The 23,937-nt window shown below is 68.2% G+C and carries 19 protein-coding genes, 1 rRNA gene and 1 pseudogene; 12 read left to right on the plus strand and 9 right to left on the minus strand.

What is annotated here, in order from left to right:
• Positions 1-3: 3 nt before the first annotated feature.
• Positions 4-462, minus strand: a complete 459-nt coding sequence (locus tag CFN17_RS04520; protein WP_208750169.1) for an Lrp/AsnC family transcriptional regulator — start codon at positions 460-462, stop codon at positions 4-6.
• Positions 463-545: 83 nt separating this feature from the next.
• On the opposite strand from CFN17_RS04520, the gene CFN17_RS04525 reads away from it, so the two are divergent.
• The 9 genes from CFN17_RS04525 to galK all read left to right on the plus strand — a co-directional run bounded on the left by CFN17_RS04525 (position 546) and on the right by galK (position 12,256).
• Positions 546-1,247, plus strand: a complete 702-nt coding sequence (locus tag CFN17_RS04525) for an HAD hydrolase-like protein (RefSeq protein ID WP_208750170.1) — start codon at positions 546-548, stop codon at positions 1,245-1,247.
• Positions 1,248-1,430: 183 nt separating this feature from the next.
• A complete protein-coding gene (locus tag CFN17_RS04530; protein WP_208750171.1) occupies positions 1,431-2,747 on the plus strand; it encodes an ABC transporter substrate-binding protein in 1,317 nt (438 codons plus the stop codon).
• A 55-nt stretch (positions 2,748-2,802) separates the two neighbouring features.
• The gene (locus CFN17_RS04535; protein WP_208750172.1) at positions 2,803-3,753 is read left to right on the plus strand and encodes a carbohydrate ABC transporter permease; all 951 of its coding nucleotides are present in this window, start codon (positions 2,803-2,805) and stop codon (positions 3,751-3,753) included.
• A complete protein-coding gene (locus CFN17_RS04540) occupies positions 3,750-4,718 on the plus strand; it encodes a carbohydrate ABC transporter permease (RefSeq protein WP_208750173.1) in 969 nt (322 codons plus the stop codon). Before CFN17_RS04535 ends, CFN17_RS04540 begins: the two co-directional genes overlap by 4 nt.
• A 35-nt stretch (positions 4,719-4,753) precedes the next feature.
• A complete protein-coding gene (locus tag CFN17_RS04545; RefSeq protein WP_208751337.1) occupies positions 4,754-6,844 on the plus strand; it encodes a beta-galactosidase in 2,091 nt (696 codons plus the stop codon).
• A gap of 9 nt (positions 6,845-6,853) precedes the next feature.
• Positions 6,854-7,651: a DeoR/GlpR family DNA-binding transcription regulator gene (locus CFN17_RS04550; protein ID WP_208750174.1), complete on the plus strand. Its 798-nt coding sequence runs from the start codon at positions 6,854-6,856 to the stop codon at positions 7,649-7,651.
• Between the two features lie 102 nt (positions 7,652-7,753).
• A complete protein-coding gene (locus CFN17_RS04555; protein ID WP_261792436.1) occupies positions 7,754-9,967 on the plus strand; it encodes an alpha-galactosidase in 2,214 nt (737 codons plus the stop codon).
• A 1-nt stretch (position 9,968) separates the two neighbouring features.
• On the plus strand, positions 9,969-11,081 hold the full coding sequence (galT, locus tag CFN17_RS04560) for a galactose-1-phosphate uridylyltransferase (protein ID WP_208750176.1): 1,113 nt from the start codon (positions 9,969-9,971) through the stop codon (positions 11,079-11,081).
• Positions 11,078-12,256, plus strand: a complete 1,179-nt coding sequence (galK, locus tag CFN17_RS04565) for a galactokinase (protein ID WP_208750177.1) — start codon at positions 11,078-11,080, stop codon at positions 12,254-12,256. The genes galT and galK overlap by 4 nt, the downstream gene beginning before the upstream one ends.
• Positions 12,257-12,300: 44 nt before the next feature.
• Here galK and CFN17_RS04570 read toward each other — a convergent pair whose 3' ends face one another.
• Together CFN17_RS04570 and CFN17_RS04575 are read right to left on the minus strand one after the other, a co-directional pair.
• Entirely contained in the window at positions 12,301-13,290 is a 990-nt protein-coding gene (locus tag CFN17_RS04570; protein WP_208750178.1) for an LLM class flavin-dependent oxidoreductase, read from the minus strand.
• Between the two features lie 197 nt (positions 13,291-13,487).
• Positions 13,488-14,288 carry a hypothetical protein gene (locus tag CFN17_RS04575; protein WP_208750179.1) on the minus strand — a complete coding sequence of 267 codons (801 nt, stop codon included), beginning with the start codon at positions 14,286-14,288 and terminating at the stop codon, positions 13,488-13,490.
• A 204-nt stretch (positions 14,289-14,492) separates the two neighbouring features.
• Between CFN17_RS04575 and CFN17_RS04580 the strand changes: the two genes are divergently transcribed.
• The 3 genes from CFN17_RS04580 to CFN17_RS04590 all read left to right on the plus strand — a co-directional run bounded on the left by CFN17_RS04580 (position 14,493) and on the right by CFN17_RS04590 (position 18,059).
• Positions 14,493-15,194 carry a type 1 glutamine amidotransferase domain-containing protein gene (locus CFN17_RS04580; protein WP_208750180.1) on the plus strand — a complete coding sequence of 234 codons (702 nt, stop codon included), beginning with the start codon at positions 14,493-14,495 and terminating at the stop codon, positions 15,192-15,194.
• Positions 15,195-15,243: 49 nt separating this feature from the next.
• Complete coding sequence (locus CFN17_RS04585; protein ID WP_208750181.1) at positions 15,244-16,983, plus strand: helicase HerA-like domain-containing protein; 1,740 nt, start codon at positions 15,244-15,246, stop codon at positions 16,981-16,983.
• Between the two features lie 83 nt (positions 16,984-17,066).
• On the plus strand, positions 17,067-18,059 hold the full coding sequence (locus CFN17_RS04590; RefSeq protein ID WP_208750182.1) for a hypothetical protein: 993 nt from the start codon (positions 17,067-17,069) through the stop codon (positions 18,057-18,059).
• Between the two features lie 35 nt (positions 18,060-18,094).
• Here CFN17_RS04590 and CFN17_RS19880 read toward each other — a convergent pair whose 3' ends face one another.
• The 6 genes and pseudogenes from CFN17_RS19880 to rrf form a co-directional block, all read right to left on the minus strand.
• Positions 18,095-18,397: a hypothetical protein gene (locus CFN17_RS19880; RefSeq protein ID WP_261792503.1), complete on the minus strand. Its 303-nt coding sequence runs from the start codon at positions 18,395-18,397 to the stop codon at positions 18,095-18,097.
• A gap of 94 nt (positions 18,398-18,491) precedes the next feature.
• Positions 18,492-18,593: pseudogene (locus CFN17_RS20070) on the minus strand (hypothetical protein); the annotation flags it as partial.
• A 156-nt stretch (positions 18,594-18,749) separates the two neighbouring features.
• Positions 18,750-20,708 (minus strand): NHL domain-containing thioredoxin family protein, encoded by a 1,959-nt coding sequence (locus CFN17_RS04600; RefSeq protein ID WP_208750184.1) that lies wholly within the window; start codon positions 20,706-20,708, stop codon positions 18,750-18,752.
• Complete coding sequence (locus CFN17_RS04605) at positions 20,708-22,870, minus strand: cytochrome c oxidase assembly protein (protein ID WP_395926217.1); 2,163 nt, start codon at positions 22,868-22,870, stop codon at positions 20,708-20,710. The genes CFN17_RS04600 and CFN17_RS04605 overlap by 1 nt, the downstream gene beginning before the upstream one ends.
• A gap of 117 nt (positions 22,871-22,987) precedes the next feature.
• The gene (locus CFN17_RS04610) at positions 22,988-23,272 is read right to left on the minus strand and encodes an HU family DNA-binding protein (protein ID WP_208750185.1); all 285 of its coding nucleotides are present in this window, start codon (positions 23,270-23,272) and stop codon (positions 22,988-22,990) included.
• Positions 23,273-23,692: 420 nt separating this feature from the next.
• Positions 23,693-23,809 (minus strand): 5S ribosomal RNA (gene rrf / locus CFN17_RS04615).
• Positions 23,810-23,937: the final 128 nt, after the last annotated feature.

The following is a 23,937-nucleotide window of genomic DNA, read 5'->3' on the forward strand; positions in this document are numbered from 1 at the left end:
CACTCACTCACTGACCCGGGCGCCTCCGGCGCCCCGCTTGATGAAACTGGAAAGCGTCATGGCCGTCACGGTGTCCGCTACGCCGGGAATGGCGGCGATCTGTTCCCAAATCTCCTGCACCCGTTCCAGCGACCGGGCCTCCACCCTCACCAGCAGGTCGAAATCACCGCTGACAACATCACATAGAACCACTTCCGGGATCGACTGCAGGACGGCGATGACATCCGATCCCCGCACCCGGTCCTTCCGGTAGACCATCAGGAATGCCGATACCAGGCCCTGGCCCGGCGGTCCGGAAACAATCGTGTACCCCTGGATATAACCCTGCCGTTCCATCCGTTCTATCCGCTGGCGCACGGCATTTCTTGAAAGGAGGACCTTCGTCGCCAGCTCCGCATGGCTCATGCGGGCGTTTTTCGTGAGCTCCGCAAGAATCCTCTGGTCTATCTGATCAAGATTCACCCGATCGACGCCTACCCTTCACCGCAATATCCCCGGGGACAACCGGAACCGAACGAACTCAAGACCGAAAGCCCTCCAAAAAGATGACACTTCCGCACCAGACCTGGCCCCCTGCCACCGGTATCACCTGCGTCCTGTTCGACATGGACGGAACGCTGCTGGATTCAGCACCCGGCGTTACGGCAAGTGCAGCCCATGCCCTGGAAACCGTAGGAGCGCCGGTTCCCGCGATGGACAAACTGCGCCGTTTCGTGGGGCCGCCGATGATCCAGTCTTTCAGAACAGTGTCACAGCTGGACGAAAAGACCGCCCAAAGGGCCCTCCAACATTACCGCAAAGCCTACGCGGATCATGGCGCTGAGCTGTCCATCCCATATGACGGCATCCTGCACCTCTTGCAACACCTCCGTTCGGCCGGCATCCCTCTGGGGGTAGCCACGTCCAAGGTGGAAGACCAGGCAATCAGGCTCGCACGACGGTTTGGAATTGAAGGCCACTTCGTCAACGTGTGCGGGGCATCGGACAGTGAGGGAAGAGCGAGCAAGTCAGATGTCATCGCCGAACTGCTGCTGCGCCTCCAGTCCCGCGGCGTGGACATCACCAGTCCCGCGATGGTCGGAGACAGAAGCTTCGATGTGGAGGGAGCAGCCGAACACGGCATCCCCACCATATTCGCGCTCTGGGGGTACGGCGATGCCGGGGAAGCATCTCAGGCCGCCGCAGTCGCCGCTTCCCCGACCGCCCTGCTGCCGCTGATCCTGAACAACAGCCGCCGCTCAGCGTAGCTATCCCCCCACAGTCCGTCCCGGCGCGCACGGTCCGCAGCCGTGTGCGTGCCCGCGTCCCGTGCGCGCCGCCGCATGACCCAAAATGTTCTCTTTTGCCACTTGACGTTCTTTATTGTGCGATTATGATTGCTTGTTATGTGAGCTGCTTCACGTCGTCCGCGTTATTTCAAAGGAGAAATTATGACCATGCACGAAGACGCACCGCTGCCGGGTTCGCGCCAAGGCGGGTGGGACCGACGGACTCTGCTGAAGACCTTCGGCGCCGGAGCGGTCGCCATGGCTGGAATACCCTGGCTCACGGCGTGCACGGGCGGCAGCGCACCCGCCAGCAGCGGCGCCAACACGGCCACCTTCGGCTCCGGTTCCTCGGACGAGGTCCCCAAGGCCGCCTATAAGGCCGTAACGGACGCTTTTGAGAAGAAGTCCGGCATCAAGGTCACCACCAATGTGGTGGCGCACAACGACTTCCAGAATAAGATCAACACCTACCTCCAGGGCAGCCCGGACGATTCGTTCACCTGGTTCGCTGGCTACCGCATGCAGTACTACGCCGGCAAGGGACTGCTCGCCCCGATCGATGACGTCTGGGAAAAGATCGGCGGAAACTTCTCGGACGCCCTGAAGAAGGCCTCGACGGGCGCCGACGGCAAAATGTACCTGGTCCCGAACTACAACTACCCCTGGGGCTTCTTCTACCGGAAGAGCCTGTGGGCGGAAAAGGGCTACCAGGTCCCCACCACCTTCGATGAGCTGAAGACCCTCGCCACCAAGATGAAGGCCGACGGCCTGATCCCGATTGAGTTCGCGGACAAGGACGGCTGGCCCGCCATGGGCACCTTCGACTACCTGAACATGCGCCTGAACGGCTACCAGTTCCACATGGACCTCACCGCCCACAAGGAAAGCTGGGACCAGAAGAAGGTCAGCGATGTCTTTGACACCTGGAAGGCGCTGCTGCCGTTCCAGAACCCGAACGCCCTCGGCATGACCTGGCAGGACGCGGCAAAGAACCTGGCCGACAAGAAGTCCGGCATGTACCTGCTCGGATCCTTCCTCACCCAGCAGTACACGGACAAGGCCATCGCCGACGACATCGATTTCTTCCCGTTCCCCGAAATCGCGGTGGAGGGCCGGGACTCCATCGAGGCGCCCATCGACGGCCTCCTGCTGTCCAAGAAGGGCGGCCAGAACCAGGCCGCCAGGGACTTCGTGGCCTACGTCGGCACCCCGGAGGGCCAGGATGTGTACGCCTCGGTGGACTCCTCCAACATCGCCACGGCCAAGGGCGCCGACACCTCGAAGTTCACCCCGCTCAACAAGAAACTCGCTGAAGCCATCGGCAGCGCCAAGAACATCAGCCAGTTCTTTGACCGCGATGCCCTGCCCGCCATGGCGAACAATGTCATGATCCCCGCCCTGCAGACTTTCATCAAAGACGGCACGGTCGATGTGAAAAACCTGGAAGCCCAGGCCAAGTCCCTGTACGCCGCCCAGTAGCGGCCCGCCCATCCCGCAGCAATACCCGCAGCATTTCCCACAGCAAGGAATCTCCATGAGTGTCTCTACCAATCCGTCGGCGCGGGGGCGCCAAACAGCTGCCGCCCCCGCGCGGCGGGTTCGGCGGCTGTCCCGCAGCGACAAACTGGTGCTCGGCCTGATGGTGGGCATCCCCACGCTGATCCAGCTCGTCCTGGTCTGGATCCCCACCCTCATGTCGGTCGGACTGTCCTTCACCCGCTGGAACGGGCTGGAGCTGACCGACATCAAACCCGCCGGCGTCGAGAACTATCAGTTCATCGCCCAGGACTACCCGCCGTTCTGGCCCGCCATGCAGCACAACGTGCTGTGGCTGGCGTTCCTGGCGCTGGTCGCTACTCCGCTGGGGCTGCTGCTGGCAGTGCTCCTGGACAAGAACATCCGCGGCACCAGGATCTACCAGAGCATCTTCTTTGCCCCGGTGATGCTGTCGCTGGCCTTGATCGGCATCATCTGGCAGCTGTTCTACAACCGGGACAGCGGCCTCCTGAACTTCCTCCTCGGCACCGCCGGCACGCCGCAGGCCGTCGACTGGTTCGGAGATTCCAGCGTCAACATCTGGGCGGCCCTGTTCGCCGCAACCTGGCGGCACGCCGGCTACGTCATGATCCTGTACTTGGCCGGGCTCAAGGGCGTGGACCCCACCCTGCGCGAGGCGGCCCAGATTGACGGCGCCAACGAGGTCCAGACCTTCTTCCGGGTCATCCTCCCGGCCATGCGGCCGGTCAACGTCATCGTCATCGTCATCACCGTCATCGAATCGCTCCGCGCATTCGACATCGTCTACGTCATCAACCGCGGCACCAACGGCCTGGAACTCATCAGCGCCCTGGTCATCCAGAACCTGGTGGGCGAGGGACAGGTGATCGGCATCGGCTCGGCACTGGCCGTCATCCTGCTGGTCATCTCGCTGATCCCCATCACCTTCTACCTGTCCCGCGCGTTCGGAAAGGACAAAGAGGCATGAGCATCGCCCATCCCACCGATGCCGCCGCGGCAGGCACCCCGGCCGACGCCGGACAGCCCAGTTCCGGGGCCGGCAGCACCGGCCCCCGGCCCGTCCGGCCGGCCAGCAACAAGCAGGGCAAGCGGCACTACGGCACCCACGCCTTCCTGATCGTCATGGCCGCGATCTGGCTGGTGCCCCTGGGCTGGGCCATTTTCACGGCCCTGCGGCCCAAGGCGGACACAGACAAATACGGCTACTTCAGCACCGGCGGCGCCTTCAACTTCGACAACTTCACCCAGGCCTGGACCCAGGGCGGCTTCGCCCAGCTGTTCTGGAACTCCGTGCTCATCACGGTCCCGTCCGTGCTCCTGATCCTGTTCTTCGCCTCCATGATGGCGTTCGCCGTCAGCCGGGTGAACTGGAAGTTCAACATCACGCTGCTGATCATGTTCACCGCCGGCAACCTGCTGCCCCCGCAGGTGCTCGCAGCCCCGCTCTTTGAAATGTTCAAGCACTTCGAACTGCCGTACGCGCTCAGCGACTCCGGGAACCTGCTCAACACCTACATCAGCGTGATCGCCGTGGACACCGCCTTCCAGATCGGCTTCGTGACGTTCGTGCTCTCCAACTACATGAAGGCCCTCTCCCCCGAGCTGACCGAGGCGGCCCTCGTGGACGGCGCCGGCGTCTGGCGCCAGTACTGGGACATCATCCTCCCCCTGTGCCGCCCGGCCCTGGCCGCCATGGCCACCCTCGAAGTCATCTTCATTTACAACGACTTCTTCTGGCCCCTGCTGTTCATCCAGAGCGGCGACCGCCTCCCGGTGACCACCGCCATCAACAACCTCCAGGGCCAGTTCCTCGCCAACTACAACCTGATCGCCGCCGGCGCCATGATCACGGCAATTCCGGCCCTGGTCATCTACCTGCTCCTGCAGCGCCATTTCGTGGCGGGCCTGACCCTCGGCTCCAGCAAAGGATAAACGTGGACAACAACAACCAGAGCACCCCCTCAGCCATGGACTACATCACCGCCCGCCTGGGCGCCGAGGGTTCCCCGATGCTTGCCTTCGGCGGCGACTACAACCCGGAGCAGTGGCCCGAGGAGACCTGGGACGAGGACGTCCGGCTGATGCGCGAGGCCGGCGTCAACCTGGTCAGCGTGGGCATCTTCAGCTGGTCGCTGCTGGAACCGTCCGAGGGCGTCTACGAATTCGGCTGGCTGGACCGTGTCCTGGACCTGCTGCATGCCAACGGCATCCGGGTGGACCTGGCCAACGCAACAGCCTCCCCGCCGCCGTGGTTCAGCCACAAGTATCCCCAGTCACTGCCGGTAACGGCCGACGGCGTGCGGCACAGTTACGGTTCGCGGCAGGCTTTCGCCGCGTCCAGCCCAGAATACCGCCGGGCTGCCGCGGCGCTGACGGAACAGATCGCCGTCCGGTACAAGGACCACCCCGCCGTCGTGATGTGGCACGTCCACAACGAGTACGGCTGCCACAACCAGCCGGACTTCTCCGACGGCGCCGCCGCCGGCTTCCGCGTCTGGCTCGAACGCCGGTACGGCAGCCTCGACGCGCTCAATGCCGCGTGGGGCACCGCCTTCTGGTCCCAGCGCTACACGGACTGGGCCGAGATCCTGCCGCCGCGGACCTCCGGGACCTGGGTCAACCCGACCCAGCAGCTGGACTTCGCCCGCTATTCCTCCGACGAGCTGCTCGAATGCTACAAGGCCGAGGCCGCGATCATCCGTTCCCACTCCGACCATCCCGTGACCACCAACTTCATGGGCTTCAACATGGGCCTGCACCAGCCGGTGGACTACTGGCGCTGGTCCCAGGAGATGGACGTGGTCTCCAACGACCACTACCTCATTGCCGAGGACGCACGGAACTTCCAGGAGCTGGCGGCCACCGCCGACCTCACCCGCGGCTGGGCCAACGGCAAGCCCTGGCTGCTGATGGAGCATTCGACGTCGGCCGTCAACTGGCAGCCGCGCAACATCGCCAAGGCGCCGGGCGAGATGCTGCGCAATTCCCTGCAGCACGTGGCCCGCGGCGCCGACGGCGCCCTGTTCTTCCAGTGGCGGGCCTCGCGGGCCGGTGCCGAGAAGTTCCACTCCGGGCTGCTGCCGCATGCCGGCACTGACACCAAGGTGTGGCGCGAGGTGGTCCAGCTGGGCCAGGCGCTGCGCAGCCTGGCGGAAATCAGCGGCTCGGTGGTCACGGGGGCCTCCGGCCGGGTGGACGTCGCCATCCTCCACGACACCGATGCCCGCTGGGCCTCGGAACTGGACTCGCACCCGAGCGTGGATGCCTCGAACATCGCGGAAACCCGGCGCTGGCATGACGCCTTCTACCGGGCCGGGATTCCCACGGACTTCCGCCAGAGCACGGACGACCTCTCCGGCTACCGGCTCGTCGTCGCGCCGATGCAGTACCTCGTCGGCGATGCCGGGGCGGCGAACCTGGACGCCTACGTCCGCGCTGGCGGCCACCTCGTCGTGACGTATTTCTCCGGTATCGTGGACGAAAATGACCACATCAGGCTTGGCGGCTACCCCGGCGCATTCAGCGGACTGCTGGGCGTGCGGATGGAGGAGTTCTTCCCCTTGCGTGCCGGCGAGAGCGTCCCGCTCAGCGGCTTCGGCGCAGGCACGTGCTGGAACGAACTGGGACAGGCCACCACTGCCGAGGTCCTCGCGGAGGTGGCCGGCGGCCCGGCCGCCGGTTCTCCGGCCGTGACCCGCAACCGCGCCGGAAGCGGCCGGTCCTACTATGTCGCCACCACGCTCGCTCCGGAGGGCATGGCCGAGCTTCTCAGCGTCGTCTGCGCCGATGCCGGGGTGCAGCCGCTCCTTCCGGACCTGCCGGCCGGGGTGGAAGTTGCCCGGCGCAGCAAGGACGGGACCGACTGGACGTTTTGCATCAACCACGGGGCGGACGACGTCAGGCTGCCGCTGGACGGCGTCGACGTCCTCACCGGCGCCGAGCTCGACGGCGGCCTGGGCCTCGCTGCCGGAGGCGTCGCCGTCATCCGGACCCGGGCCGCCGAACTGGTCGGCTCGTCCGCCAGCCAATCAGACCAGTCAACCCACCCACGCCTGTAAGGACTCCAGATGCTAGCCGCTGCCCGCCATTCCGCCATCCTCGCCGAGGTCCAGCGTGAACGGATCGTCCGCGTCGCGGACCTCGCCAAGATGCTCGGGGTCTCGCTCATGACCGTGCGGCGGGACATCGATGCCCTGGACGCGGCCGGCAGCGTGGAGAAGATCCATGGCGGGGCCAAGCTGCCCGGCGGCGCCAGCACCCACGAGCCGGGCTTCGAGCTGAAGGTGACCCAGCTCAAGGACGAGAAGATGGCGATCGCGCAGGAGGCCGCCGCCCAGGTCCGCGAGGGCATGGCGGTGGGGCTCAGCGCCGGCACCACCACGTGGGCGCTGGCGCAGCTGCTGTCCGCCGGGCCGCGGATCACGGTGGTCACCAACTCCGTGCGGATCGCGGACGTCTTCCACCAGAGCTCCTCGCCATCCACCGTGATCCTGACCGGCGGCGAACGCACCCCCTCCGATGCCCTCGTCGGCCCGCTTGCCACGTCCGCCCTCCGGCAACTGCACCTGGACGTGCTGTTCCTCGGCGTCCACGGCGCGGACGCCGACGCCGGGTTCACCACGCCCAACGTCCTGGAAGCGGAAACCGACCGGGCCTTCGTGGCCGCGGCCCGCCGGGTGGTGGTCCTGGCCGACCACACCAAGTGGGGCACCCTGGGCATCAGCACCATCGCCGACCTCGAGGACGCTGACGAACTCATCAGCGACGACCTCCTGGGCGGGGAAGCCCGGCGCATCCTCGGCGAGCGCGTCGGGCGGCTCCGCCTGGCGCGCACGGCTTCTGACGCCGGCGCCGCCACGGGCTGACCTCAACGGCCCCGCCCACCACTCATCACTACGCCTGGAGCTACCGTGAACAACCCGGACCTCACCCTTGTCCCCGAGACCCGTCCCCCGGGTGTCAGATCCGTGGGCGTCCCGCCTGCCGAGCCGCTGCACCTGCGCCGCTCCGGCACATCCTTGCTCATCGACTTCAGCACGGGCGAGCCCGCGATGCTGCACTTCGGCGCCGACCTCGGCCCCGCCCTGCCGGACCTGTCGCTGCTGGGCGACGCGGTGCCGCACTCGGCCCTCGACATCCCGGTCACCCTGGGACTGATCCCGCAGGCCTCCTCCGGGTGGCGGGGGCGGCCCGGCCTCCGCGGGCACCGGAACGGCCAGGCGTTCTCGGCCCGCCTGCGCGTTGTCGGGGTGGAACAGGCGGAGGCGGGCTCGGCCGTCATCACCCAGGCCGACGCGGAGGCGGGCGTCACCGTCCGTACCGAGGTCAGGATCAACGACGGCGGCCTCCTCCAGCTCCGGCACCGGCTCCACAACGACGGTGCGGATCCCTACAGCCTCGACGAACTGGCCGCGGTGCTGCCCGTGGGCCGCGCGGCCACCGAAGTCCTGGACCTGACCGGCCGCTGGTGCCGGGAGTCCCACCCGCAGCGACTGCCGCTGCACCAGGGCACCTGGGTCCGGTCCGGCCGGCACGGCCGCACCGGCCACGACGCCCCGCTCCTTCTGGCCGCCGGGACCGCCGGGTTCGGCAACCGCCACGGCCAGGTCTGGGCCGTGCATCTGGGCTGGAGCGGCAACCACGAGAGCTTCGTTGACGCCGTGGCGGACGGCCGGACTGTCATCGGCGCCTCGGAACTGCTCGGTGCCGGCGAGATCGTCCTCGCCCCGGACACCGGGTACGAGACTCCGTGGCTGTTCGCCGCGTACTCCGCCGCCGGGCTGGACGGCATCAGCGACGCCTTCTACGCCTGGTTCCGCGGCCGGCCCCACCACCCCGGCAGCCGGTCCGGCAAAGCCCGGCCCGTGACGCTCAACGTCTGGGAAGCGGTGTATTTCGACCACCGCCTGCCCGTGCTGCTGGAACTGGCCGAGTCCGCCGCCGGCCTGGGCGTGGAACGCTACGTGCTCGACGACGGCTGGTTCCGCGGCCGGCGCAACGACACCGCGGGACTGGGCGACTGGTACGTCGACGAGGAGCGCTGGCCCGGCGGCCTGGCCCCGCTGGTCGACGCGGTCACCGGCCACGGCATGGAATTCGGGCTCTGGGTTGAGCCGGAGATGATCAGCGAAGACTCGGACCTGGCCCGCGCCCACCCGGACTGGATCGCCGGTCCGGCCACGCACGCCACGCCCGGCCTTCCCGGCAGCAACGGCCGGCTGCCCGAACGCTGGCGGCACCAGCAGGTCCTCGACCTCGTCAACCCCGACGCCTGGCAGTACGTCTTCGGCCGGCTGGACGCCCTGCTGCGTGAGTACCGGATCAGCTACCTCAAGTGGGACCAGAACCGGGACCTGACCGAGATGGGCCACGCCGGCCGACCCTCGGTACACGACCAGACCCTGGCCGTGTACCGGCTGCTCGACGAACTCCGCAAAGCCCATCCCGGCGTCGAGATCGAAAGCTGCTCCTCCGGCGGCGGCCGCGTGGACCTCGGCATCCTGGAACGCACCGACCGGATCTGGGCCTCGGACTGCAACGACGCCCTGGAACGGCAGACCATCCAGCGGTGGACCGGCCTGGTGGTGCCGCCGGAACTCGTCGGATCGCATGTCGGGCCCACCACAAGCCACACCACGGCGCGCACGCACGATCTTTCCTTCCGGGCCGTCACCGCGATGTTCGGCCACTTCGGCCTCGAATGGGATGTCCGGCACCTCGCCGGTTCCGAGCGCACCGAACTTGCCGCGGTGATCGCGCTGTTCAAGGAGTACCGCCCGCTCCTGCACAGTGGACGCATGGTGCGCGCCGACGAGCCCGATCCGTCGCTCCGGCTGCACGGTGTCGTATCCCACGACGGCGCCGAAGCCCTCTTCGCGCTGGTGTCCGTGGCGACGTCGTACGCCGAATTCCCCGGCCGGATCTGCCTGCCGGGCCTGCTGCCGGACGCCGCATACCGGGTGGAGGCGCTGTACCCGGCGGCCGAAGACCGCCGGGCCTTCCTGCAGACGGAACACCCGGCATGGCTCGCCGGCGGCGTCGACGCGACCGGCCGCTTCCTGGCGGAGTCCGGCCTCCCGATGCCCGTCCTCAACCCGGAACACGGCCTGCTCCTGGCCGTCCGCCGCGCCACCGCTGACACTCCAGCCGCAACCGGCGGCCACGCCGTAAGGAACTCCTAGCATGGGCACCATCACGAAACGCTCCTACAAGCTCTCCGACGGCCGGGACATCATCTACTTCGATGACTCCGACACCGTGCTGCCGCCGGAGCGCGGCAACGACCTCCGCGAGCCGACGGTCCGGCCGCCGACGGCCACCATGCGCCAGGACATCCTGACCGGCGAGTGGATTTCGATCGCGGCCGCACGGCAGAACCGCGTGGTGCTGCCGCCCTCGCACTTGGACCCGTTGGCCCCGGCCTCCCCCGGGAACCCCTCGGAGATCCCGAGCCTGTATGACGTCGCCGTCTTCGAAAACAAGTCCCCGTCCTTCGGCCCCGACCTCGGGGGCGCCGCCGCCCCGGAGGGCCTGGCGGACCTCGCCCGGGTGGGGCTGGGCCGCAGCCGGCAGTCCGTGGGCCGGTGCGAAGTGGTGTGCTTCTCCCCCGAACACACCGGTTCCCTCGCGGACCTGCCGCTGTCCCGGATGCGCACCGTGGTGGAGGCCTGGGCGGACCGGACGGCCGCGCTGTCGGCGCTGCCCGGCGTCGAACAGGTCTTTCCGTTCGAGAACCGCGGCGAGGCGATCGGGGTGACCCTGCACCATCCGCACGGGCAGATCTACGCCTACCCCTACATCACGCCCCGCACGGCCCAGCTGGTCCGCACGATCGAGACCTACGGCGGGCCGCTGTTCGAGGACGTCCTGGCCTTCGAGCAGAAGTCCGAGCGGGTGCTGCTCCAGGGCGACCACTGGACCGCGTTCGTCCCGTTTGCCGCGCGCTGGCCGGTGGAGGTGCACATGCTCCCGCACCGGCACGTCCCGGACCTCGCCGCCACCACGGACGAGGAACGCGATGAGTTCTCCGCGTTGTACGGCCGCCTCCTGCGCGGCGTCGACGCCCTCTACGACACGCCGACCCCGTACATTTCGGCCTGGCACCAGGCCCCGGTCCACGCCCACCGGGACGACATCCGGCTCATGCTGCAGCTGACCTCGCCCCGCCGGGAGGAGGACAAGCTCAAGTACCTCGCGGGGTCGGAGGCCGCGATGGGGGCGTTCATCGCGGACATCCCGCCGGAAACTGCCGCCGCCCGGCTACGCGAAGCCATCGAAAAGGACACCCGGCCATGAATCAAGCTCTTCAGCGGGGAAGTGAGTACTTCTCCAGCCAGTTCGGCGGCGCCCCGGACGGCCTGTGGTCTGCGCCGGGCCGGGTCAACCTGATCGGCGAGCACACGGACTACAACGAAGGTTTCGCGTTCCCGCTCGCAATCGACAAGCGCACCACCGTGGCCGCCCGTGCCCGGGAAGACCGGCTCCTGCGGGTCGCCAGCAGCGCCTTTCCCGGCGTCGTGGAGGCGAACCTCGATGCCCTCACCCCGGACGCCCTTACGGGCTGGGCCGCGTACCCCCTCGGCGTGGCCTGGGCGATGTCCCGCGCGGCAGCCGGCGACGGCGGCGCCTCCTCCGGCGCCCGGCTCACCGGCATGGACCTGGCGCTGACCTCGAACGTCCCGGCCGGCGCGGGGCTGTCCTCCTCGGCCGCCGTCGAGTGCGCGGTGGCCGTGGCGCTGAATGACCTCTGGGGGCTTGGCCTGGACCGGCAGGAACTCGCCCGGATCGGCCAGCTGGCCGAGAATAAGGTGGTCGGCGCGCCCACCGGCATCATGGACCAGTCGGCCTCGCTCCTGGGCGAGCCGGATCACGGCATCCTGCTGGACTGCCAGAACCTGTTGACGGAGAGCGTCGCCCTCGGCTTCGCCGCGGCAGGGGCGGGGCTGCTCGTGATCGACACCCGCACCAGCCACTCGCACGCTGACGGCGGCTATGCCAGCCGCCGCCGCTCCTGCGAGGACGGCGCCCGGGCCATGGGCGTCGGGAGCCTGCGGGCACTGGGGCCGGAGGACCTTCCCCGTGCGGCGGACCTGCTGGACGAGAAGACCTACCGACGGGTCCGGCACATCATCACCGAAAACCAGCGGGTACTGGACACTGTCGCCGCACTGCGCGGTTCAGGCGCCGCCGCGATCGGACCGTTCCTCAACGCATCCCACGTCTCCATGCGGGACGACTTCGAGATCTCCACCCCCGAGCTCGACCTCGCCGTGGCCAGCGCACAGGAGCTGGGCGCCATCGGCGCGCGCATGACCGGCGGCGGCTTTGGCGGCGCGGCCATCGCACTGGTCCGCAACGACGACGCCGGCAGGGTCGCCGGGGGCATTGCCCGCAGCTTCGCCCGGGCCGGGTACACGGCCCCGGCGATCTTCCCGGTCACCGCGTCCGGAGGCGCCCGCCGCGACCTTTAGCCAGCCGCTGATCGTAAACCCGGCGCTGTCCCAGGCGCGTCCCGTCAGGCGGGTAGGAGCCGGGCGGCGTCGGCGAGCAGTTCCACCGAACGCAGCCGGGCTTCGGTGCCGGTGCTCTGATGCGCCACGATCAGCTCGTCGGCGTCGGCGTGCTGCGTGAACTCCTCCAGGTACGCCAGGACGGCGTCCGGGGTGCCGACCGCGGAGTACTTCATCATCTGCGCCATGTGCTGGCCCTGCGGCGAGTCCAGGATCATGTCCGCCTCGTCGTCGCTGAACACGCGCCCGTTGCCGAAGAACAGCGAGACCCTGGCCCGCTTGGTGGCCTGGAACATCGCCTGGGCCTCGGCGGCCGAGTTCGCGGCGATGACGTTGACGCCGGCGATCACGTGCGGGGCGTCAAGCTGCGCGGAGGGCCGGAACTCGCGGCGGTACACGGCAACCGCGTCCTGCAGGGCGTTGGGCGCGAAGTGCGAGGCGAAGGCGTAGGGCAGGCCCAGCTGGGCGGCCAGCCGGGCGCCGAACAGGGAGGACCCCAGGATGTAGAGCGGCACGTCGGTGCCTTTGCCCGGGGTCGCCTCGACGCCGTGCACGCGGGTGGGGCCGGTCAGGTACCCCTGCAGTTCCAGGACGTCCTGCGGGAAGCTGTCGGCGGACATCGGATCGCGGCGCAGCGCGCGCATGGTGTTCTGGTCGCTGCCGGGCGCCCGGCCCAGCCCGAGGTCGATCCTTCCCGGGTGCAGGGTTTCGAGCGTGCCGAACTGTTCGGCGATGGTCAATGGGGAGTGGTTGGGCAGCATCACGCCGCCGGCGCCGAGCCGGATGCTGGACGTGTGGGCCGCGACGTGCGCGATCAGCACGCTCGTGGCGGAGGACGCGATCGAGGACATGTTGTGGTGCTCGGCGTACCAGATCCGCCGGTAGCCCCGGTCCTCGGCGAGCTGGGCCATGGCCACGCTCCCGGCGAAGCTCTCGGCCGCCGTCTGGCCCGGGCCGATGGTTGCGAGGTCGAGGATGGAGAGCGGAACAGTCACGGAACAGGCCGGCCTTTCGTTGCGGGGCAGTGGACGGACCGCTCGTAGGGAACCGCGGTCCGGGGCGGCGCCGGTTGTCCGGCGCGGGCACACTGGGGTCAACGACGGCGGCGCCCGGGATATTTCTGCCCCCCGGTTCTGCCCACACGGATCAGCGCAAGCGGGTCAGCGCCACAGCGGTTGGGCGCGTCGGCGCGTCAGCCGCACGAGTAGTTGTAGTCGAGGCCGCGGGAGATGTACTGCGTCATCGAGACCCGGCTGCGCGGGGTGAGCCCGGGAAGGGAGCAGTTCGCCTTGGCCGCGGATGCCGACCCCGCGCCGGCGAGCCAGCTCGGCAGTCCTGCCAGCGGGCTGGTGGACTTCACGGTCCCGGCAATCCTGGCCCACTGGTAACCGGTCGAGTAGAGGCCAACGCGGGCGCCGATACGCTTGAAGTACGCGGTCATGCCCTCCAGGACGGCGACGTTGGCCGCCTTGTCTGCCTGCCAGGTGTTTTCCAGTTCCACGTCCAGCCACCAGAGGTAGGACTGCGGATTGCTGATGCCGCGACGCCGGGCGTCGTCGGACGCTTTCGCCCAGCCGTACATGTAGGAGCAGGCCTTGAAGGTGCCCGCGGCGCAGCTGCCGTAGGGGTTGGAGACCTTCACTCCGCTGTAGGTGTTCGACTTGGGCCACCAGGACCCCTGCCGGCCGGGGTTGGCCGTGTTGACGTACAGCGCCACCCGCGGCTGCGCCGTCGCTGCCGGGGACTTTGCCGTCTTCGCCCACGCCAACTGGCTCGCCAGGCACGGGTTCGTGTTGTTGGCCAGGCCGTTGTTAACGCCGACGATGGCGAAGGCCGGCTGCTTCGGCAGGGTTTTGCCGCACTGCGGCCACGAGACGTCGATGCCCGGTCCCGGAGACTTTGCCGTCGCGGCGGAGGCCGGGACGCAGCCCAGGAGGACCAGGCCGAAGGTCACCAGGATGGACAGGATGATGCGCGGGAGCGAGTTGGGCATGCCACAGTCTAAGGCAGAAATTCAAATCGGTAGTGTAATCCGGCATTCCTCCCCGCGCGGGCCCGTCCGGCGCCCTTTTTCGGGCCCCGGCGCCCGCCGGACTAAACCCATGGAATAGTCAGCATGCTGAGGATGTTCTCCTTCCTATGAGCAGTGACAACCCGCCGAACCCGCCGGCCCCGCCGGCAGAACAGGAACTACACCATGGCTAACATCCTGATGGTCGTCTCCGCCGCAGACTCCCTCACCATGCGCGACGGCAGCGAACACCCCACCGGCTACTGGGCCGAGGAACTCGTCGTCTCGCACCAGACCCTCCGCCACGCCGGGCACACCGTGCACATCGCCACCCCCGGCGGCCGCAAGCCCACCGTGGACGAGGTCAGCCTCGCCGCGGAGTCCGCCGGCGGCCAGGACCGCGCGGACAGCTTCCGCTCGTACCTGGAATCGATCGATGCCGAGCTCTCCACCCCGCGGGCGCTGGCCGACGTCGACGCCGCCGGGTACGACGCCGTCGTCATGCCGGGGGGTCACGGCCCCATGGCCGACCTCTACCGGGACGCGGACCTCGGCCGGATCCTCGCCGGCGCCAATACGGCGGCCAAGATCATTGCGCCCTTCTGCCACGGCCCGGCCGGGCTCCTGAGCGCCACCAACGAGGACGGCACATTCACGTTCGCGGGCCGCCGCCTCACCGTCTTCACCAACGAAGAGGAGCTGGGCGGCGGCACCGGACCCAACACGCCGTGGTTCGTCGAGGACGTCCTCAAGGAGAGAGGGGCAATCGTGGAAAACGGTGCGGCCTGGACGTCCCACGTGGTCCGGGACGGGAACCTCATCACCGGACAGAACCCGCAGTCCAGCGAGGACGTGGCCAAGGAAGTCCTCAAGGCCCTGGCCGAATAGGCCCGCCTTAGCCGGGTCCGGCGACCCCGGACCCGGCTAAGCTAACCGCATGGCCATCAAATCCACTGCAGATAAAGTCGCCACGATCCAAAAGGGCTACCTCTTGGAGGGCCCGACCATCGAGCTGGGGGCCGCGATTGTGGACGGCGAACTCCACAAGGATGCCCCCGTCCGGCTGCCGCTCGCCATGATGAACCGGCACGGGCTCGTGGCCGGGGCGACAGGCACCGGCAAGACTGTCACGCTGCACATGATGGCCGAGCAGCTCTCCACCGCAGGGGTCCCGGTATTCCTGGCCGACATCAAGGGGGATCTGTCCGGGCTGGCCACCGCGGCCACGGGCAGCGACAAACTCCTGGCGCGCACCGAGAGCATCGGCCAGCCGTGGTCCGGCAAGGCCTTCCCGGTGGAATTCCTGGCCCTTGGCGGCGACGGCCAGGGCATACCGGTCCGCGCCACCATCACGTCCTTTGGGCCGATCCTGCTTTCCCGGGTCATGGACCTGAACGAGACCCAGGAATCCAGCCTGCAGCTGGTCTTCCACTTTGCGGACAAAAACAATCTCGAGCTGATCGATCTCAAGGACCTCCGCGCCGTCATCGCGTTCCTCACCTCCGCCGAGGGCAAGGACGAGCTCGAGGAACTCGGTGGCCTCTCCAAGTCAACGGCCGGGGTGATCCTTCGTGAACTGGTCACCCTTGAGGCCCAGGGCATGGAAAAATTCTTCGGCGAACCGGAGTTCGACACCGCGGAACTGCTGCGGACCGCGCCCGACGGCCGCGGTGTGGTGAGCTGCCTGGAACTTCCCACACTGCAGACCAAGCCCATGCTGTTCTCGACGTTCCTGATGTGGCTCCTGGCCGACCTCTTCGAGGACCTGCCCGAGGCCGGGGACCTCGACAAACCCAAGCTCGTGTTCTTCCTGGATGAGGCGCACCTGCTGTTCAACGGTGCCTCGAAGGCGTTCCTTGACGCCATCACCACCACCGTCCGGCTGATCAGGTCCAAAGGCGTCGGCATTTTCTTCGTGACGCAGACCCCCAAGGATGTTCCTGCCGATGTCCTCGGCCAGCTGGCAAACCGGGTCCAGCACGCCCTGCGCGCCTACACCCCGGAGGACGCCAAGGCCCTCAAAGCCACGGTCTCCACCTTCCCGACCAGCGACTACGACCTCGCGGAGACCCTCACTACCGCCGGCATCGGCGAGGCCGTCATCACCGTCCTGAACGAGAAGGGCGCGCCCACCCCGGTGGCGCTGACCCGGCTCCGGGCCCCGGAATCCGTGATGGGCCCCAGCACCGATGCCCTGATCTCCGGCACCGTGGCCGGCTCCGCCCTCCTGCCCAAGTATGGAACCGCCGTCGACAACGTCTCCGCCTACGAGAAAATCGCCGCGCAGAGTGCCGCCTCCACCACCGGACCGGCCGCCGGCCCGGAGCACGGGGGCAGCGCACGCGGCGGAGTCCAGGGCAGCCAGGGCGGCGCGCTGGATCCCGGCGCCATCGACGCCGAGGCCCGTTGGATCGAGGAGGAGATCCTGGGCCGGCCCAGCAGCCGTCCGGCGGCCACGCCCCCGTCCGGCGACACCGACGCACACAGCCTCCCCGCCGAACCGCGGGCTTCGCGCCGGGCCCAAGCGCCCCGCGGTGCCGGCGCAGACACGGCCGACGCGCTGGGCGGAGCGCTCGGCGGCGCCCTCACCAGCATGGCCCGTTCAATCGGGACCCAGCTGGGCAGGGAACTGCTCCGCGGAGTCTTCGGCACATCCTCGAAACGCCGCCGCCGCTAGGACCCGGCTGCGTGCCGCATGTCACAGAAACCGGCCGAGACACGGGGATTCGCGGACGTGCAGGTAACGTAAGAATGGTGCAAATGAGTCAGGCGTTGGTCAAAATCGCAGCAATGTGGCTGCTGGGGCTGATGCTGGCTCTCGCCGGGGCCGTCGTGGCGATCAATCTGGTCAACAACTCCATTGCCGGCCCGCAGCAGCCCGTCCGCGAATATCTCAGCGCCCTGCAGAAGGGCGACGGCGAAAAAGCACTGGGCCTGCTGCGCGCCTCCGTGCCGCAAAGCAACTCGGCCATGCTCGATGGATCCGCGCTCCAGACCGCAGCCGCGGGCATCTCCGACGTCAAGATCGGGAACGCCGAAGAGCGCGGCGCCAACCGGGTCATGGTTCCCATGGACTACACGATCGACGGGAGCCGGCAGCGGACCGAGTTCCTGCTGGAGCGTTCCGGCACCGAGTGGCTGTTCTTCCACAAGTGGTCCTTCGTCCCGGCGGCGCTGCCCGTCATGGACGTCACCGTGGTCAACTCCAGCGAAGCCACCATCAACGGCGTTCCCGTGAACATGCCCAACGGCCGCAACTCGTTTGCTGTGTTCTATCCCGGCCAGTACGAGGCCGCCCTGAACGGCCAGTACTTCTCCGCCGCGCCCACCCGGACCGCCGTAACGGGCGGGGACGCGCACCCGGCCCCGCTGAACCTGCTGACCGAGGCCACCAAGACGCTGAAGGACGCCGTGGCCGGCAAGGTCCGGGAGTTCCTGGATTCCTGCGCCGACGAGGCCGACAAACAGCAGAAACTCCAGCCGGACTGCCCGTTTTACCACGCCACCAACAACCGGGTGATTGACGGGACCATCGACTGGAGCATCACGGACTACCCGGCCGTCAGCATCGAGCCGTTCGGCGGCCGCTGGGTGGTGGCGCCCCTGGACGGCAAGGCACGGATCAAGGCCCGGCAGGTGGACCTGTTCACCGGCGCCGTGACCGACATCAACACCGTCCACGACTTCAGTTTCACGACCCGCCTGGACATCGACGGCGACACCGTCAAACTCACGCCGCAGCTCAACTACTAAGCCGGGGCAGCCGGCCGCCGGCCGGGCACCTGCCGTCACGCAGGACAGGCTTTGGGCTGTGCCAGAACCCGGCTCACCCGGAATGCCGCGGGTACACCCCCTATGGCGCCGGAAAGCCTGCCTGCCGTGACACTGCCCGGTTGGCCGTCACGCCTGCCGGGGTATCCGACGCCGTCAATGTACACCTGGGTGTCCACCCGGATCCCGGCCTGGCGGAAGCATGTCCTCGCGAGGGTTTCGAGCATGGAATCGGCGCCGCGGTCCACCCAGTCCAGGACCTCCCGGGCTCTGCCGTTGCGCGGACCAGGCAACCCCTGCCGCAGGAAATCCAGCGTCATGTCGCCCCTGCCGACGGCGCAGCAGCGTGACATGGTCGGGCGCCGCCGTCGGGAGTGCGTACAGTCCGCGGCAGGGCTGCAGGGCGACTCCGGAGCGCACGGCGCGGCGGAGCGCGGCGTCGTCCACCCCCAGCCCGGCGAGGGACGGCCGCCGGGCGGCTCCCCCACAGATGCTCAACGCCTTCACGATGTCCATGGGCCATGGTTGTCATCGGAAAGCCGACGGCGGCAGCCGCCAACTGCCATATGTGGACAGTGCGGCTGGACTGTGCCGCCGGATAGTGCCGCGGAGCGCTGCGCGTCACTCAGGGCAGTCTTTCGGGGCCGCCCCCGGCCATGTTGGGCCGGCGGCTCAGTCCATTCCGCGCAGGTCCAGGACCAGCTCGGTGTCGCCGTCGGGCTGCAGGAGCACCGGGATGCCCCAGTCCTGCTGGTACAGGTGGCAGGCCGCGTGGTCCGGGATCTCGCCGTCGGCGTCTTCGGGGCCGTCGCACGCCGCCGCGCGGGCGGTGATGTGCAGGACGCCTTCAGGGACGTCGGAGGACAGCTCCAATGTGCGGAGCAGGCCCACGGAGGTCCCGCCCCCGGACACCAGCAGTTCCGGCGGGGTGGATGAGATCTTCAGCTGGGTGGGATCGCCCCAGCGGTCGTCCAGCTTCTGCCCTGTGGGCGCCGTGAAGCGGACGGTCAGTTCCAGTGGGCCGGGCGCCACCGGGCTCTTGGGCCGGTGGGTCTGCGCCGCGCCCTCGTCCACCTGCTGCGCTTCCTTCGGGATCGGCACATACACGAGCTGGTGCTTGTTGGCCTCGACCACCACCAGCAGCGGCTCGGCGCCGGCGACCTGCGTGTGGTCCACAATCACATCGGAGGGCTCGGACAGGCCGCGGGCCAGCGTGGAGACGGTGCCGGTCGCGGGGTCGTAGCGGCGGACCGCGCCATTGTAGGTGTCGGCGATCGCCACCGAACCGTCAGGAAGCACCGTCACGCCGAGGGGGTGCTGCAGCCGCGCCTCGGCGGCGGGGCCGTCGCGGAACCCGAAGTCGAACAGGCCCTTGCCCACGGCAGACTCGACCGTGATGCTGCCGGCGTCGTCAATGACCAGCTTGCGCAGGGCGGAGGTCTCGGAGTCGGCCACCCAGATGTTGCCGTCGGCGTCCTCGGCGAGGCCGGAGGACTGAGCGAACCAGGATTCGGCGGCCGGTCCGTCCAGGAGTCCTTCGAGGCCGTTGCCCGCGATGATCTTCACGGCGCCGGAGGCCGGCTCGAAACTGAAGATCTGGTGCACGCCGGCCATCGCCACCACCACGGCGTTGAGCTTGCCGGACCAGGTGACATCCCACGGCGAGCTCAGTGACACCGCCAGCGGATCCGCTTCCAGCCGGGCACCGTAGGCGGCGCCTTCCTCGTTCACGCGGGCCGGCCCCATTTCCAGCAGGCGCTGCACGCCGTTGCCGGCGAGGGTCCGGACGGTTCCGTGGGCGAGGGACAGCCCGCGGAGCCGGTGGTTCACGGAGTCGGCGATGACGACGTCGTAGCCGGTCTCCGCGGCGATGGCCTCGGGCAGCAGCACCAGGCCCTGGGGTTCGTTGAAGCGCGCGGACGATGCGTCGCCGTCGGCGTGGCCCTTTTCACCCGAGCCGTAGGTGGCCAGCACCGTCGCAAAGTCAGTGGAGAGTTCCACGAGGCGGTGGTGGCCGGTGTCCGTGACGAGCCAGGAACCCGCCTCAGCGGTTGCGTCGCCGCGGCCGGCGGGGAGGAACAGGGCCTTGCCCGGGAAGCGCAGCGTGCCCGACGTCGGCTCCGGCGCCACATAGGGGCCGTCGCCGCGGTGCAGGGTGCCCTTGGCCTCGTGCTCGGCGATCAGCTCCGGGATGAGCACCGCGAGGCCGTCCGCGTGGCCTTCGCCGGAGAGGTGCGCCACGATGTAGCCCTCCGGGTCGATGACCACCAGCGTGGGCCATGCCCGGGCCGTGTAGGCCTTCCAGGTGTCCAGCTCCGGATCGTCCAGGACGGGGTGGCGGATTTCGTAGCGTTCGACCGCGGCCGCCAGCGCAACGGGGTCGGCCTCGTGCTCGAACTTGGGCGAGTGCACGCCGACCGTGACCAGGACGTCGGAGTACTGCTGTTCGAGCGGACGGAGTTCGTCCAGCACGTGCAGGCAGTTGATGCAGCAGAACGTCCAGAAGTCCAGCAGGACAATCTTGCCGCGCAGGGATTCCAGGTCCAGGGATTTGCCGCCGGTGTTCAGCCAGTTACGGCCCACCAGCTCGGAGGCCCGGACCCGGAGGTGGGTGCGTACGGTTTCGGTCATCAGCGTCCTTCCAGCTTGGAATTGCGTTCGGCAAGCTTGGCATCGCGCTCGGCCAGCCTGGCAAACATATCGTTGTAAGCAGTGAGATCGGCGTCGTTATTCCTGTCCGCCGCGCGGTCGGTGCGTTTGGACTCGCGCGCGTCGGACCGGGACCACATGATGGCGACGCCGATCGCCACCAGCAGGGTGGGCACCTCGCCGATGCCCCAGGCCACGGCTCCTCCCATTTGCTGGTCCAGCAGGGCCGGGTTGCCCCAGGTCCGGCCAAGGTTGCCGAAGTAGTCGGCGGCGAGCAGACCAGTGCCGCCCATGATGGCGACGCCGAAGAACGCGTGGAAGCCCATGGTGGCCAGCAGGAGCAGCAGCCGCATGGGGTAAGGGGCGCGGCGCGGCAGCGGGTCGGTGCCGATCATGGTGAGCACAAAGATGTAGCCGGTGAGGGCGAAGTGCAGGTTCATGAGTTCGTGGCCCACGTGGTCCCGCATCGCGTAGCCGAACGCGTCCGAATAGTAGAAGAGCACGATTGAGCCGGCGAAGTTGGCCGCCGCGAACAGCGGGTGGGTCACCAGTTGAGAGAACTTGGAATGGATGATGATCAGCAGCCATTCACGCGGACCGCGGGAGCTGTCGCGCCGCGGCGTCAGCGCCCGGAGCGCAAGCGTCATGGGTGCGCCGAGGACCAGGAAGATGGGGGCCACCATGGTCAGGGCCATGTGATCCATCATGTGCGCCGAGAACAGGATGCGGCCGTAGACCGACGGCGGGCCCGAGGTCACGTATGTGAGGACCAGCAGGCCGATCACCCAGTTGACCGTCCGGAACCACGGCCAGGCGTCGCCGCGGCGCAGTACCTTCCGGACCCCCAGGAGATAGGAGACAAGGCCAAAGACAACGACGGCGATCCAGAGCCAGTCGAGCCGCCACTCCGTGAGCCAGCGCCCGGGGGTCAGCTCTGGCGGCAGTTCGTAGCCGGAGAGAATGAACGCCGGTGACGCTTCGGGGGCGAAAGTGGCCGGTTGCGGCGGGGCAGACCGCCCCAGCGCCACGGCGATCCCCGATGTCGCGCCCATGATGATCAGTTCGACGATCACCAGCTGCCAGAGCACGCGCCGGGCGGACAGGCCCATGCTGCGGCTGCCCAGCTGCGGGATGACCCAGCGGCGGTGCATGAGCCCGATCCCGCCGAGCACGAGGACGGCGGCCGTCTTGGCGAGGATCAGCTGCCCGTAGGACGAGCCAAAGAGCTCACCCCACGTGGTGAGGCGGATGCTGGCATTGATCACGCCGGAGGCGAAGACCAGGGCGAAGGCAAAGCCGGCCAGTGACGAGAAGCGGCGGACCGTCGGCTCGGTGATGTCCGCGGTGCCGGCGGCGCCTGCCTTCCGGCCCGCGGGACTGCCCATGACGCCGGAGAGGAGCGCCAGCATGATGATGCCGCCCACCCAGGCCGATACGCCCACCAGATGCAGGCCGAGCGAATTGATCGCGCCCTCGTGGTCGCTGGAGCTCGATGAGTGTCCAATGAGGGCGGCCGGCACCAACCCGATCAGCGACAGGACCAGCGTCACTGCCAGGCCGCCACGCGAGCGGACCCCGAAGAGCGCCGTAGTGACGACGGCCGCGATGATCACGACCGTCAGCCAGGCGCGTCCCGTTTCGATGTCCGTCATGAAGTACACGAGGGAGCGGGTAAATTGCGCATCGCCGGAAATGCCCTGGCCCGCTATGTCCGCGTAGCCCAGGACCAGGACCGAAATCGCGGAAAGAGTCCAGACGGCGCCTGCGGCCGCGGCGACGGAGAGCGCCCGGGTGAACGCCGGATGTTCCGGGGCGTCCCGTTCCTTGGACCGGGAGCCGTTCCTGGCCCGGGGGAGGATGCCGACGGCGAAGATCAGTCCGCCGATCACGGTGGCCACGGCGATGTTGTGGACCGCCTTGCTCACCGGAAGCCCCCACCGCACCAGCGCGCCGGGGTCCGCGACTTCACGTGCGGCTGCGGCGCCGGAGAAGGCCAGCGCTGCGGCGAGGCCCACGAACAATGCTGCGAGGCCGGCAAACAGCCACCCGCGGCCTATCCCGCCGGATGCCCGGCCGGACCCTCGGGGGTCTCCGGGGGGCACTGGCGTTGCGGTTGTGGGCGTGGGATTTGCTGCTGGAGGCACATCTCCATTGTCCGCTACGGTGCCTCACGCGCCGAATCGGGCCTGCAGATCCCGCGGGACGCAAAAGGAGCGGCAACCCCCTCGGGGTTGCCGCTCCTTTCAAGCGTCGGAAGAAGACTACTTCTTGGCGACTGCAGCCTTCAGCTTGGAGCCGGCGGTCAGCTTGACGCTGTGGCCAGCGGCGATCTGGATGGTCTCGCCGGTCTGCGGGTTGCGGCCGGTGCGAGCTGCACGGTCGGTGCGCTCGACTGCGAGCCAGCCCGGGATGGTGATCTTCTCGCCCGCGGCGACAGAGGTCTCGAAGACCTCGAACAGTGCGTCGAGCACGGAGTTGACTGCTGCCTGGCTGGTGCCGGCCTTGCCCGCTACCTCTGCAACAAGTTCACTACGGTTCTTAGCCATTTATGTCCTCCTGGACGGTCATGAATTCTGGAGCCTGCACACGGCATGCGTACAAACCACTGTTCGAAAACTTACCAGCTTGGCGCCGCCGAGGCCGCAAATTCCGCGTGTTTTCGGCGTTTTTTGGGGAAAATCACTGGAATCCACGCCGATCACCGTCCGATTGCGCCCAGAGCGGACGCCCCTGGCCCGATGACTTTGCAGCACCCACAACCCCACGCTCCCTCACCTTTCGCGGTGGTGTCTGTGATCCTCCCTCAGCTTCCGCAGTCCTGGGGTGATGCTCCCTCAGATGTCGGGCTTGAAGATGCGGGTGGTGAGGGAGGGTGCGGGTGGTGAGGGAGGGTGTGAATGGGTGGTGGGGGTGTTAAATGCGGGAGGACCCCAACCTGGTGGTTGGGGTCCTCGACCTGAATGATGTTCCGGCGGTGACCTACTCTCCCACACCCTCCCGGGTGCAGTACCATCGGCGCTGTGGGTCTTAGCTTCCGGGTTCGGAATGGGACCGGGCGTTTCCCCCACGCTATGACCGCCGTAACCCTGTGTCCGCCACCGGCCCGGCCCTTTGTGGGGGCGGGGGTGGGGAAAACTTTGTGGTTACAACACGCTGCACCTGTAGTTATAGCTGGTGGTGCAGTTGTGGTGTTATTCAGTTGTTGGTTCTC

Source organism: Arthrobacter sp. PM3 (assembly GCF_003352915.1).
GTDB lineage: Bacteria > Actinomycetota > Actinomycetes > Actinomycetales > Micrococcaceae > Arthrobacter.